Raw genomic sequence first — 13,079 nt, 5'->3', positions numbered from 1 at the left:
ATCCGCCTCCCTATTCCGCCGCGAGCGGCAGGGCGGAAAGCGCGATCAACAGCCGGCCGTCCTCCACCCGCACCGGATAGGTCTGCACCTCGCCCTCGTCCACGCCGAGCGCCGCGCCGCTTTCCAGCGAAATCACGACATTATGCAGCGGGCAGGTTACCGCCTTTCCGTGCACCATGCCCTCGGACAACGGGCCGCCCTTGTGCGGGCAACGGTCGTCGATGGCGAAGACCTCGTCCTCGGCGGTGCGGAACACCGCGATCCGCCCGAAGGCCGTGTTCACGCAGCGCGCGCCGCGCTTCGGGATGTCCTCGATATGGCCGATGGCGATAAAGTCATTGCTCATGATGGGCTCCTCACTCCGCCGCTTCGTGATGCCCGACCACGGCCATCGGCTTGAATTCGTGCTTGTCCTTGCCGGAGACACGCTCGGACCACGGATCGACCTGGGCATATTTCTGGCTTTCGACGAAGCGGTCGAAATAGGCCTTGCGCTTTTCGGCATTGTCCATGATCTGGGCGCGGACCTCGTCATGGCCGATGCGCTTCGCCCATTTGTAGATGCGCTCCAGATAGCGGCCCTGTTCGCGATACATCTGGGTCAGCGCCACGATATGTTCGAGCGCCTCGTCCTCGGTCTTCACCATGCCGAGTACATCCGTGCCGCGGATTTCCAGACCGGCGGCTCCTGCGAAGTGGATCTCGAAGCCCGAATCGACGCAGATCACGCCGATATCCTTGCAGGTCGCCTCGGCGCAGTTGCGCGGACAACCGGAGACGGCGAGTTTCAGCTTGGCCGGCGTCCACGAGCCCCACATGAATTTCTCAAGCCGGATGCCGAGCCCGGTGGAATCCTGGGTGCCGAAACGGCACCAGTCATTGCCGACACAGGTTTTGACGGTGCGCAGCCCCTTGGCATAGGCCTGGCCCGAGACGAAGCCGGCCTTGCCGAGATCGGCCCAGACCGCCGGCAGGTCCTCCTTCTTGATGCCGAGCATGTCGATGCGCTGGCCGCCGGTGCATTTGACCGTCGGGATATCGAACTTGTCGACCACATCGGCGATCGCGCGCAGCTCCTTCGACGAGGTGACCCCGCCCCACATGCGCGGCACGACCGAATAGGTGCCGTCCTTCTGGATATTGGCGTGGACGCGCTCATTGATGAACCGCGACTGATAGTCGTCGGCATATTCGCCGGGCCAGTCGCAGACGAGGTAATAGTTCAGCGCCGGTCGGCATTTGGCGCAGCCGCAGGAGGTTTTCCATTCCAGTTCCTGCATCACGGCGGGAATGGTCTTCAGCCCCTTGGCGCGGATCAGCCGGCGGACATCGTCATGGCCGAGATCGGTGCAGCCGCAGACCGGCTGGACCGCGGCCGGATTATAGGCATCGCCCAGCGTCAGCGACAGCAACTGTTCAACGAGCCCGGTGCAGGTGCCGCACGAGGCCGACGCCTTGGTGTGGGCGCGCACATCATCGAGCGAGGTCAGGCCCTTGTCGGAGATCGCCGAGACGATCCTGCCCTTGCAGATGCCGTTGCAGCCGCAGATTTCCGCGTCATCGGGAAGTGCTGCCACGGCGGCCGCCGGATCGGCGGCACCGCCGCCCTGATAGGCCTGTCCGAAAATCAGCGTCTCGCGCATCTCCGACACGTCGGTCCCGCGCTTCAGCATGTCGAAATACCAGGCGCCGTCGGCGGTATCGCCGTAGAGCACGGCGCCGATCACGCGGTTGTCCTGCAGGATGACGCGTTTGTAGATGCCGCGCGTGGCATCGCGCAACACCACTTCCTCGCGGTCCGGCCCCTCGGCGAAATCGCCGGCGGAGAACAGCTTGATGCCGGTGACTTTCAGCTTGGTGTTGACGTGGGAGCCCTTGTATTCGGCAGAGCCGCCGGCAAGCCGGTCGGCGAGTGCGGCGGCACTTTCGTAAAGTGGGGCGACCAGCCCGTAGCAGGTGCCGCGATGCTCGGCGCATTCGCCGAGCGCGAAGATTGCAGGATCAGAGGTCGCCATGCCGTCATCGACCACGATGCCGCGATTGGTCAGAAGTCCCGCATCCTTCGCAAGCCCCGCCGCCGGACGGATGCCGACCGCCATCACCACCATATCGGCTGAAATGATGCGGCCATCCTCAAGCTCGACGCCCTCGACCCTGTCCTCGCCGAGAATGCGTTTCGTGTTCGCCTTGGTGATGACCTCGATGCCGCGATCATCCAGCGCCTTTTCCAGCAGGTAGGCAGCGGCCGGATCGAGCTGCCGCTCCATGATCGTGTCCATCAGATGCAGCACGGTGACGCTCATGCCGCGCTGCTTCAGCCCATAGGCCGCTTCGAGCCCCAGAAGCCCGCCGCCGATGACGACCGCATGGCCCTGCCCCTCTGCAATCTTCAGCATATTGCCGACATCGTCGAGATCGCGATAGGCGAGCACGCCCGGAAGATCGTGACCGGGGACGGGAATGATGAAGGGCGCGGAGCCGGTCGCGATCACCAGCCGGTCATAGGACGCGGTGATGCCGTTTTCGGCGGTGACTGTCTTGGCTTCCCGGTCGATCTTCGAAACCTTCGCACCGCGATGCAGCGTCACGCCATGCGCTTCATACCAGTCATCGCCATGGATGATGATATCCTCATAGGTCTTTTCGCCCGAGAGCACGGGCGACAGCATGATGCGGTCGTAGTTCACCCGTGGTTCGGCGTTGAAGATGGTGACCTCATAGAGGCCGGGCGCGCGCTCGAACAGGTCTTCGAGCATCCGCCCGGGCGCCATGCCGTTTCCGATGATGACGAGTTTCTGGGCCATGGTGTCTACTCCGCAGCAGCGTGTTTCGTGAGGGTCTGCCGGCTGATGCGCCGATCGCGCTTTTCCCGGATCGCGGCCAGTTGCGCTTCGGCGGGAGATGCCCCACCCTCATAGGCCTCCAGAAATTCCAGCAGTTCTTCGCGGTAGGCGTAGTAATCGGGGTGATCGAGCAGGACTTTTCGCGAGCGCGGACGCGGCAGGTCGACCTCCATGATGTTGCCGATCGTCGCATTCGGCCCGTTCGACATCATCACCACCCGGTCGGCGAGCAGGATCGCCTCGTCCACATCATGGGTCACGCAGATCGCGGTCACCTTGGTGCGCGACCACACCTCCATCAGCACTTCCTGCAATTCCCAGCGCGTCAGGCTGTCGAGCATGCCGAAGGGTTCATCGAGCAGCAGCAGTTTCGGCGAAAGCGCGAAGGCGCGGGCAATGCCGACGCGCTGCTTCATGCCGTTCGACATGTCGGCCGCCGGCCGGTTCATGGCATCGCCGAGGCCGACGCGCTCGAGGTAATATTCGACCACATCCCTGCGCTCGCGCGGGCTTGCCCTGGGATAGACCCGGTCAACGCCGAGGGCGACGTTCTCGCGGGCCGTCAGCCACGGCATCAGCGAGGGGGCCTGAAACACCACGGCGCGATCCGGACCCGCGCCGGAAATCTCGCGCCCGTCGAGGATCACGCCCCCGGCATTGATCGGGTTCAACCCCGCCGCCATCGACAGCACCGTCGATTTCCCGCAGCCCGAATGGCCGATGATCGAAACGAACTCGCCCTTCTTCATCTTCAGGTCGAAGCCGTCGACGACCGTCAGCGGCCCCTTCGGCGTCGGATAGATCTTGGTGACGTTCGAAAACTCGACATAGCCGTTCTCGATCGCCGACCGCGACTTCTGCCTGTAGGCCGCGGGCAGCGGTTTCGAGGTCGATCTGATCGAGATCGGAACGACATTCGGAAGCGCGTCGACACGAGCGGCTTCCGGCTTCGCGCCGAGGCCCGCATCCATCAGATATTCGGTGATCGCGGAGCGAAGCCGGATGAACTCCAGGTCCGAATTCATCGCGGCGCGCTCGCGCGGGCGCTGGATCCGCACGTCGAAGGACGGGCCGAAGGTGGCCTTGGGGCCTGGCGTCAGCGGCACGATCCGGTCTGCCAGAAGCAGGGCCTCGTCGACATCATTGGTGACCAGGACGATGGTTTTCTTCTCTTTCTGCGAGATATCGGCGAGCTCGTCCTGAAGCTTGGCGCGGGTCAGCGCATCGAGCGCGGACAACGGCTCGTCGAGCAGCAGCAGGTCCGGCTGCATGGCGAGCGCACGGGCAACCGAGACGCGCTGGCGCATGCCGCCGGAAAGCTCCGCCGGCCTGCGGTCGCGCGCATGGCTGAGCCCAACCATGGCGACATAGGCGTTCACCAGCGCTGCCCGCTCCCTTGCCGGCTTGTCCCGATGCACGGCGTCAACGGCAAGCCGCACATTGGCCTCCACCGAAAGCCATGGCATCAACGCGTAGTTCTGGAACACGATGCCGCGCTTCGGCGACGGCCCCTCGATCGCCTCGCCGCGAAACAGGATTTCGCCGCTGTCCGGTTTTTCGAGGCCGGCGAGCATCGACATCAGCGTCGTCTTGCCCGCGCCGGAAAAGCCGAGGATCGCGATGAATTCGCCTTCGCGGACATCGAGCGAGATGTCGGCGAGGACATCATGCCGTTTCGCGCCCTCGCCGAAGCCCTTGTTGACGTCTTTCAACTGAAGAATGGTAGACATCATGCTCTCCTCACCGGTTTGCCGAATAGGTGAAGGCCGTCTGCAGCGCGAACATCACCCGGTCGAGGAAGAAGCCGATCAGGCCGATGGTGATCACCGCGACGATGATGCGGGCGAGCGAATCCGACGAACCGTTCTGGAACTCGTCCCAGACGAATTTGCCGAGGCCGGGGTTCTGCGCCAGCATCTCGGCTGCGATCAGCACCATCCAGCCGACGCCGAGCGAAAGCCGCATGCCGGTGAAGATCAGCGGCAGCGCGGACGGCAGCACCAGTTTGCGGATCGTGGTCCAGGTGGAAAGCTGCAGCACCTTGCCGACATTGACGAGATCGCGGTCGATCGAGGCGACGCCGAGCGCCGTGTTGATGATCGTCGGCCAGATTGAACAGAGCGTGACCGTGATGGCCGAAATCACCATCGATTTGGGAAGAAAGTCGTTCTGGCTTTCATAAAGTGCCGCGACCACCATGGTCACGATCGGCAGCCAGGCCAGCGGCGAAACCGGCTTGAAAAGCTGGATCAGCGGGTTGATCGCCCCCTCGAAGGTCTTCGAAAGCCCACAGGCGATGCCGACGGGGACGGCGATGATCGTGCCGATGAAAAAGCCGAGCGCGACCGTCAGCAGCGAAGTCAGGATCTGGTCGAAATAGGTGGGCTTGCCGGTATAGGGCCGCACCTTCACGCGGTCGGCATAGCCCTCGGCGATCAGCGCCTGATTGCGCTCGTCCTGACGCTCATAGAAAGCCTCTGCCTTCTGCCGCTCGGCGAAGTGATCGTTCATCAGGACCCCGGCCTGCTGGAAGACCGCCGCCGGGCCGGGGATCGCGCCGAGCGAGGTGTGGACCTTCGGCGCCAGGAACGCCCAGGCCGCCAGAAACGCCAGGATGCCGATCAGGGGCACCAGCAGCATCTGCTTCAGGTCCGCCCATTGTTCTGACGGGGTATCGCCGGCGACCAGCTTCGAAAGCGGCACGAGGAAACCGAGGCCGAAGGGCGCGAGCACCTTGCCCGCCCGGTTGATCCGGGCGATGCGCCGTTCACGCCGCACCGCAATCTCGGGATCGATCATGTCTGTCGCGATCGTCATGATGTCTCTACCTTCCGATATGTCCAGATTTCAGCAGCGCTCAGCGACCGGCAATCTTGTTGCCGTCGACGATCTCGTTCCCCTTCAGGCCGATCGGGAAGCTTTCGAGATAGGCGTTCGGTTGGCGCCCGTCATAGGTCACGCCGTCGATGAACTCGCTGGTGGCGGGCTTGTAGCCGTCGGTGTCGAACGGGAAGTCGGCTTCCGTGGCATGGCCCTCCTCGATCAGCAGCCGGGCGGCCTCCAGATAGACATCCGGACGGTAGACCTCGCTTGCGACCTCGGCATACCAGCCGTCATCCTTCGGCTCGGCGATCTGGCCCCAGCGGCGCATCTGGGTGAGGTACCAGACGGCGTCGGAATAATAGGGATAGGTGGCGAAGTGGCGGAAGAAGACGTTGAAATCCGCCGCCGGGCGCTTGTCGCCCTTTTCATATTCGAAGGTGCCGGTCATCGAATTGGCGATCACCTCGGCATCCGCGCCGACATATTCCGGCCGCGACAGGATCTCGACGGCCTCCTCGCGATTGGCGTTGTCGTTTTCGTCGAGCCAGATGGCGGCGCGGATCAGCGCCTTGGTCAGGCCGAGCGTCGTCTGCGGATATTTCTCGGTGAATTCCTTCGTCAGCCCGAACACCTTTTCCGGATTGTTCTTCCAGATGTCGTAATCGGTGACGACCGGCACGCCGATGCCCTTGAACACCGCGGCCTGGTTCCACGGCTCGCCGACGCAGTAACCGTCGATCGTTCCGGCCTCCATCGTCGCCGGCATCTGCGGCGGCGGGGTGACGGACAGAAGCGCGTCGGCCTGGATCTGGCCGGAAACGTCGCTCGGCGAATAATAGCCCGGATTGATTCCGCCGGCCGCCAGCCAGTAGCGCAGCTCGTAATTATGCGTGGAAACCGGGAAGACCATGCCCATCTTGAACGACTTGCCCTCGGCGCCGTAGGCCTCGATCACCGGCTTCAGCGCATCGGCCCTGATCGGGTGCTCCGGCCTGCCGTCCGCGCCGACGGGAATGTTTTCCTTCATCTGGTCCCAGACCGCGTTCGAAACGGTAATGGCATTGCCGTTCAGATCCATCGAGAACGGGGTGACTATATCCGCCTTGGTGCCGTAACCGATGGTCGCCGCCAAGGGCTGGCCGGCCAGCATGTGGGCGCCATCGAGCTCCCCGGTGATCACCCGGTCGAGCAGCACCTTCCAGTTCGCCTGCGCTTCCAGCGTGACATAAAGGCCTTCATCCTCGAAGAAGTGCATTTCCTTGGCGATCGCCAGCGGCGCCATATCGGTCAGCTTGATGAAACCGATGGTCAGTTCATCCTTCTCCGGAAACAGCATTTCGGCATGGGCGCTCGCACCCGCAAAAGCGAGCGAACAGAGCATGGTGGCAGTGCTAAGGAAATGGCGCATGGCGTCCTCCAGGTGGATCGGGAATATCGGAAAAACGAAAAAAGCCGCCTAACGGTCCTCGGGCCAGTTCTGGCTCGAATGCGTTGGCGGCGTTGCCTGATGCCCTCCATTGGGCACCGAATTCTTGGGTATTATGGAAACACAGAAAGTCGCCGCATACAAGCGACTCCCCGGATTTTTTGCATAAAAAATACGTCTATTACAAAAACGATCAAATATTAGGCAAATGCCCGCACCAAGAGCATCAAAAAACGTGCAATCAGGTGCCGGATTTCTGCCGGGCGATATAGGCGTCGACCTGATCGGGATCGAAGGTCCGGCCATCGAAGAAACCGTCCGGGCCGAGGATAAGACCGCCGGCGCTGGCGCCGACGGGAGTCGGCGCCTTCAGCGCGCCCTCCACCTTGAGGCTGGCGCCCGGCAGCGGCGTGTGCAGCGGCTGTAGCGCCTTGCGGTAGATATCCGGCCGGTAGCTCATCTTCGCGATCTCGGCATTGTCAGTGGAGTGATCGCAAAGCCCCCAGCGCACGATCTGGCTGTAGAACCACAGCGCATGGCTCTGCCAGGGAAAGGTTGCCGCCTTGTCGGAGGTCAGGAAGAAATCCTCGACCGTCCGTTCCGCCGTATCGCTGATCGCCACCCGGCCGGAAAGCAGCGGCTGCAGCACGGCGCGATCGACATTGAGGTGATGCGGCTCGGACAGGATCGCGGCCAGCTCCGCGTGGTTCTCCGGCATCGCCGCCCATCGCGATGCACGATAGAGGCTGCGCAGAAGGGCCGCGACTAGGTCTTCATGGGCGTCGACGAAATCGGCGGGAAGCGCCAGCACTTTTTCCGGGCTGGAGCGCCAGATCTTGGCCTTGACGGTGATGATCCGCCCGACGCCCCGCCGGGCCGCCGTCGTGTTCCACGGCTCGCCCGCGCAATAGCCGTCGATCCGACCGGCCTCGACCGCATCCGGCATGAAGGGCGGCGGCAGCACGACGATCTCGATATCCCGGTCGGGATCGATGCCATTGGCGGCAAGCCAGTAGCGCAATTCGAGATTATGCCCGGAAAATACATAGACGACGCCGAACCTGAGGCGCGGCAGGCCCTTGGCCTTGCGCGCATCGACCACGCGTTTCAGCGCAGCACCGGCTCTTGCCGGATCGAGGTCGTGCTCGTCTCCCTCCGCATCCATCGCCCGGCCAAGGGCGACGGAGACCGTCACCGCATTGCCGCCAAGGCCAAGGGCGATCGGGGCCACCAGCTTCGAGGACAGCGGAAACAGGCCGAGATTGGCCGCGATCGGCATCGGCGCGAGGATATGGGCGGCCTGAAGATTGCCGACCGCCAGCCGGTCGCGGATCGCGCTCCAGGAGGTCTCGCGCGTCAGCCGCACATTCAGCCCCTCCTCGACGAAGAAGCCCCGGGCCTCGGCCGCCAGCACGATGGCGCTGTCGAGAAGCGGCACAAATCCGATTGAAAGGTCCTGCATCTCTATCTCTCCAGCATCTCGAACGTCATGATCAGGCTTTGCGCCACGTCGACAATCTTGCGGTTCTGGTCCATTGCCGTGCGCCTGAGCAGCGCGTAGGCCGTTTCCTCGTCCATGCCGCGCGATTTCATCAGCATTGCCTTGGCACGGTCGACCACCTTGCGGTTTTCGAGCTGGCTTTTCGCCGCCTCCAGCTCCTGCGCCATGCGCGAAAACGCGTTGAACCGCGAGATCGCCATATCGAGGATCGGCTTCACCCGCTCCTGTTTCAGCCCGTCGACCACATAGGCGGAAACCCCGGCATCGACGGCGGCATGGATCATGTCGGTATCGGAACGGTCGACGAACATGGCGATCGGCTTCTTCACCGACCGCGACAGCACGAACAGGCTTTCCAGCATATCGCGATTGGGGTTTTCGAGATCGATCACGATCACGTCGGGCGAAAGACGCTCGATCGTCCGCGCGACGCCGACCAGCTCCTCGACAACGGTCACATTATCGTGGCCGGCCTTGAGCAGGCCTTCCTTGATAATGGCCGCGCGGATCGCATTTTCATCGATGACAAGGATCGCCAGATCGCTGGTTTTCATGAGTAAGGCAGGACCTTCCACAACAAACGTCAGTAGACGTCACGCATATAGCGCTTTTCCTTCACGAGCGACTTAACGTAACCCTCGGCCCCCTCGCGCGAAAGCCCGCCATGGCGTTCCGCGATAGTTTTCAGCGCCGCGTCAACATCCTTCGCCATGCGGCTGGCGTCGCCGCAGACGTAGAAATGCGCGCCGTCCTGAAGCCATTGCCAGAGCGTGCGCCCCTGTTCGGCCATGCGGTCCTGCACATAGATCTTCTCCGTCTGGTCGCGCGAAAAGGCGGTATCGAACCGGCTCAGAAGGCCATTCTTCTGCCAGCGCTCCATCTCGTCGCGATAGTAGAACCCGCTTTTACGGCTTTGCTCGCCGAAGAACAGCCAGTTCGGGCCCGTCGCCCCTTCTGCCTCGCGATCCTGCAAGAATGCCCGGAACGGCGCAATGCCCGTGCCCGGCCCGATCATGATCGCTGGAGCCGCAAGATCTGCGGGCGGGCGGAAATGGGCCTGCTTCTTCACCGAGATCGTGACCGGCGCGGCACCGGCCCTGTCCGCGAGGAAGGAGGACGCGACGCCCTTGCGGCTGCGGCCGTGGCGGGCATGGCGCAGCACCGAGACCGTCAGGTGGATTTCATCCGGCTTCACCTTGGGGCTCGAGGCGATCGAATAAAGCCGCGGCTTCAGCTTCTTCAGATGCGCGCAGAATTCCTGCCCGTCCGCGGGCTTTGGCGCCGTGGCGAGAATATCGGCGACCTGCCGCCCCCAGAGCCAGTCGGCAAGCGCGGTCCGGTCGGCCTTGCCCACAAGCGCCCTCAGTGCCCCGTCGCCGCTATACCCCGCCCACCACTGCAAAAAATCATGCGTCGGCTGGGCGATCTCGAAATGGTCGCGCAGGGCCTCGCCAATGCCGATATCATGCCCGTTCAGGCCGGAAATGGGCGTATCGGCCGGCAATTGCAGATAGCCGAGGATTTCATCGACCAGTTCCGGACAGTTGCGCGGCATGATGGAGAGCGCATCGCCCGCCTCATAGGCAACCGGCTCCTCGATCCGGAACCCGAACTGACGAACCTCCTTGGCGCTGTCCTTCCCGCTCAAAAGCCGGTTGACGCTGAGCGTGGCCGGCACGCCGTTCCTGCGTTCCGGCGACCGTGCCTCCACGGCTTTCGTCGGCGTGGCGGGCCTGCCCGTCCCGGACAGGACCGAGACTGCCGCCGCCACCGCGTCCCCCTCCTCGCCCGCATCCAGCGTGCGACACGGGGCCAGGCGTTTGGCGCCGAGATGTTCAAGCCGTGCGTCGAGCTTCCGGCCGAAGCCGCAGAACTGGTCGTAGCAACTGTCGCCGAGCGCGATCACGGCATAGGACAGCCCCTCGAGCCGTCCCGCCGTTGACAAGGCGGACCAGAAGCCGGCCGCGTGATCGGGCGGGTCGCCATCGCCGAATGTACTGACGACGAAAATCGCCGGGCTTGCGGCCTCATCAAGTGCAGCCAGTCCGACTTCGTCAAGCGCCCGCAGCGCGGACCGATATCCCGCCTCGCCAAGCGCCGCGCACACATCAGAGGCGACCATTTCCGCCGTGCCGGTTTGCGACGCGTAGAAGACGGAGAGCTGCTGGCCTGTCTGGCGCTCCGTCATCGCCTTTTCCACGGCCGCAGGCGTTTGCGCCCTCCCCTTGACGCGCTGAAGCCTGATGGCGGTCACCTTGAATTCCGGCTGGAGCGAAATGGGATCGACGGCATCGCCGGTCACGGCATTGACCGCCAGTTGCTCGCCGAAAACATCGTTCCAGTGGAACGGCGCGAACAGCACGCCCGGCGATACCCTGTCGGTGATCAGCGCCGGCAGCACCGCCTCGCCGTGGCGCGAGGTCAGCGAGATCCGGTCACTTTCGCCAATCTTCAACGCAGCCGCATCGTCCGGGTTGATCTCGACGAAGGGCGATGGATTGAGCTTGTTCAGCCGGGCGACACGGCCGGTCTTGGTCATCGTGTGCCACTGGTGCTGAAGCCGGCCGGTATTGAGGATGAAGGGATAGTTATCGTCCGGCATCTCCGCCGGCCCGGCATGGGGGCGCGGCCAGAACCGCGCCCGGCCGCTCTCGGTCGCGAACCTGAACCCTCCGTCAGGCTCGCGATAGCGGACCGGATTGCGCGCGGTTGCGCTGGCCCCGAAGGCCGGCCACTGCATGCTGCCTTCTCTCAGGCGCGAATGCGAGACGCCGGAAATGTCATAGCCCGTCGCGGCATTGGAGAACTGCCGGATCTCCTCGAACACCGCTTCGGCGCTTTCATAGGTGAAGGCATGTTCATAGCCCATCGCGCAGGCCACTTTCGCGATGATCTGCCAGTCCGGCAGGGCCTCGCCCGGCGCCTTCGCCGCCGCCGATGCGAGCGCCATGTTGCGCTCGGAATTGACCATGACGCCGTCTGCCTCGAACGACACCGCCGCCGGCAGGAGGATATCGGCATAGGGCGTGGTTTCGGTCTCGGCATAGGCATCCTGGACCACGACGAATTCCGCCCGTTCAAGTGCTGCCGTCACGGTCTTGCGGTTGGCGACGCTTGCCACCGGATTGGTGCAGATGATCCAGGCGGCCCTGATCGCCCCGTCCTTCATCGCGTCGAACATGGCGATGGTGCCGGCTCCTTCCTCGGCGCGGATCGTACCCGGCGCAAGGTCCCAGCGCTCTTCGCAGAAGCGCCGGTCGCCCTCGACAAGCGCCGAGCGCTGGCCCGGCAGGCCGGGGCCCATATAGCCCATCTCCCGCCCGCCCATGGCATTCGGTTGCCCGGTCAGAGAAAACGGGCCGCTGCCGGGACGACAGACCTTTCCAGTCGCCAGATGCAGGTTGCAGATCGCATTGGTGTTGAACGTGCCCTGCACCGACTGGTTCAGCCCCATGGTCCAGAGCGTCATGAATTCGCCGGCTGCGAGCACCATATCCGCCATGGCGTTGATATCTTCGACTTCGAGGCCGGCGATGGCCGCGACCCGTTCCGGCGGATAATCCGCGAGAAAGTCCGGCATCCCGGCCCAGCCTTCGGTGTGGGCCTCGATAAAATCGCGGTCGATGCCATCCGCTTCGACAATCAGGTGGAGAAGGCCATTGAGAAGCGCGAGATCGGTTCCGGGTTTCGGCGCAAGGTGAAGGTCGGCCTTCTCGGCGGTCGCGGTCCGGCGCGGATCGACGACGACAAGCTTCGCGCCCTCTCTCACCCGGTCCATCATCCTCAGGAACAGGATCGGGTGACAGTCGGCCATGTTCGATCCGATGACGAGAAAGAGATCGGCCTTCTCGATGTCGTCGTAGGACCCCGGCGGCGCATCCGCCCCAAGCGACAGCTTGTAGCCGGAGCCGGCGCTCGCCATGCACAGCCGCGAATTGGATTCGATATGGCGGGTGCGCAGAAACCCCTTGGCGAGCTTGTTGGCGAGATACTGCGCCTCCATCGACATCTGGCCGGAAACATAAAGCGCAACCGCGTCCGGCCCGTGGCGATCGGCAATGGCGCGCAGGCGCCTGGCGGTCTCGACGATCGCCGCATCGGCGGAGGCGGCCTCCGGCCCAACGCCCCCTTCCAGCCGGACAAGCGCGGTTTCGAGACGGCCGGGAGCGGCGATCGCCTCATGGGCGGTCTTGCCTTTGGTGCAGAGCCGCCCGCGATTGGCCGGATGGTCCTTGTCGCCTGACAGCCTGACGATCCGCCCGTCCTCGACATCGAGCACAACGCCGCAGCCGACGCCGCAATAGGGACACACGCTTTTGACAGTCTCTACGCCCATCGCCGCCCCCGACCGTTCTGGTGGCTGCGGATAAGGGGTGAGCGGAGATGACAAGCAGAATTGATGACCCGCAGGGGTGACATCGGCTTTCCTCGCTGTCTAAAATGAAAACAAAAAAGCCGCGGCATCCGTCGAAGCGCTTCCCTTCAA

Annotated in this window: 8 protein-coding genes; all 8 read right to left on the bottom strand. The window is 63.7% G+C overall.

All coding sequences use genetic code 11. From position 1 onward, the window contains the following. Positions 1–10: 10 nt before the first annotated feature. The 8 genes from nirD to HQ843_RS11725 all read right to left on the bottom strand — a co-directional run bounded on the left by nirD (position 11) and on the right by HQ843_RS11725 (position 12,929). Complete coding sequence (nirD, locus tag HQ843_RS11760) at positions 11–346, bottom strand: nitrite reductase small subunit NirD (RefSeq protein WP_180898141.1); 336 nt, start codon at positions 344–346, stop codon at positions 11–13. A 10-nt stretch (positions 347–356) separates the two neighbouring features. After that, a complete protein-coding gene (gene nirB / locus HQ843_RS11755) occupies positions 357–2,804 on the bottom strand; it encodes a nitrite reductase large subunit NirB (RefSeq protein ID WP_180898142.1) in 2,448 nt (815 codons plus the stop codon). A gap of 5 nt (positions 2,805–2,809) precedes the next feature. Continuing rightward, positions 2,810–4,576, bottom strand: coding sequence for an ABC transporter ATP-binding protein (locus HQ843_RS11750; protein ID WP_180898143.1), 1,767 nt, complete (start codon positions 4,574–4,576; stop codon positions 2,810–2,812). 7 nt (positions 4,577–4,583) lie between these two features. Further along, positions 4,584–5,660, bottom strand: a complete 1,077-nt coding sequence (locus tag HQ843_RS11745) for an ABC transporter permease (protein WP_180898144.1) — start codon at positions 5,658–5,660, stop codon at positions 4,584–4,586. 40 nt (positions 5,661–5,700) lie between these two features. Continuing rightward, positions 5,701–7,074, bottom strand: coding sequence for a CmpA/NrtA family ABC transporter substrate-binding protein (locus tag HQ843_RS11740; protein WP_180898145.1), 1,374 nt, complete (start codon positions 7,072–7,074; stop codon positions 5,701–5,703). Positions 7,075–7,333: 259 nt separating this feature from the next. Further along, positions 7,334–8,554, bottom strand: a complete 1,221-nt coding sequence (locus HQ843_RS11735) for a CmpA/NrtA family ABC transporter substrate-binding protein (protein WP_180898146.1) — start codon at positions 8,552–8,554, stop codon at positions 7,334–7,336. Between the two features lie 2 nt (positions 8,555–8,556). Beyond that, positions 8,557–9,147: an ANTAR domain-containing response regulator gene (locus HQ843_RS11730; protein WP_180898147.1), complete on the bottom strand. Its 591-nt coding sequence runs from the start codon at positions 9,145–9,147 to the stop codon at positions 8,557–8,559. A gap of 29 nt (positions 9,148–9,176) precedes the next feature. Beyond that, positions 9,177–12,929: a bifunctional nitrate reductase/sulfite reductase flavoprotein subunit alpha gene (locus tag HQ843_RS11725; protein WP_180898148.1), complete on the bottom strand. Its 3,753-nt coding sequence runs from the start codon at positions 12,927–12,929 to the stop codon at positions 9,177–9,179. Positions 12,930–13,079 lie beyond the last annotated feature (150 nt).

Origin of the sequence: Martelella sp. NC20 (genome assembly GCF_013459645.1) — a bacterium.
Classification (GTDB): Bacteria; Pseudomonadota; Alphaproteobacteria; order Rhizobiales; family Rhizobiaceae; genus Martelella.
This window is presented reverse-complemented; position numbering and strand designations above follow the sequence as displayed.

What these genes read in the sequence shown, in the direction of transcription:
- nirD (WP_180898141.1), bottom strand. Translation starts at nt 346, where the DNA reads ATGAGCAATGACTTTATCGCCATCGGCCATATCGAGGACATCCCGAAG.
- nirB (WP_180898142.1), bottom strand. Translation starts at nt 2,804, where the DNA reads ATGGCCCAGAAACTCGTCATCATCGGAAACGGCATGGCGCCCGGGCGG.
- HQ843_RS11750 (WP_180898143.1), bottom strand. Translation starts at nt 4,576, where the DNA reads ATGATGTCTACCATTCTTCAGTTGAAAGACGTCAACAAGGGCTTCGGC.
- HQ843_RS11745 (WP_180898144.1), bottom strand. Translation starts at nt 5,660, where the DNA reads ATGACGATCGCGACAGACATGATCGATCCCGAGATTGCGGTGCGGCGT.
- HQ843_RS11740 (WP_180898145.1), bottom strand. Translation starts at nt 7,074, where the DNA reads ATGCGCCATTTCCTTAGCACTGCCACCATGCTCTGTTCGCTCGCTTTT.
- HQ843_RS11735 (WP_180898146.1), bottom strand. Translation starts at nt 8,554, where the DNA reads ATGCAGGACCTTTCAATCGGATTTGTGCCGCTTCTCGACAGCGCCATC.
- HQ843_RS11730 (WP_180898147.1), bottom strand. Translation starts at nt 9,147, where the DNA reads ATGAAAACCAGCGATCTGGCGATCCTTGTCATCGATGAAAATGCGATC.
- HQ843_RS11725 (WP_180898148.1), bottom strand. Translation starts at nt 12,929, where the DNA reads ATGGGCGTAGAGACTGTCAAAAGCGTGTGTCCCTATTGCGGCGTCGGC.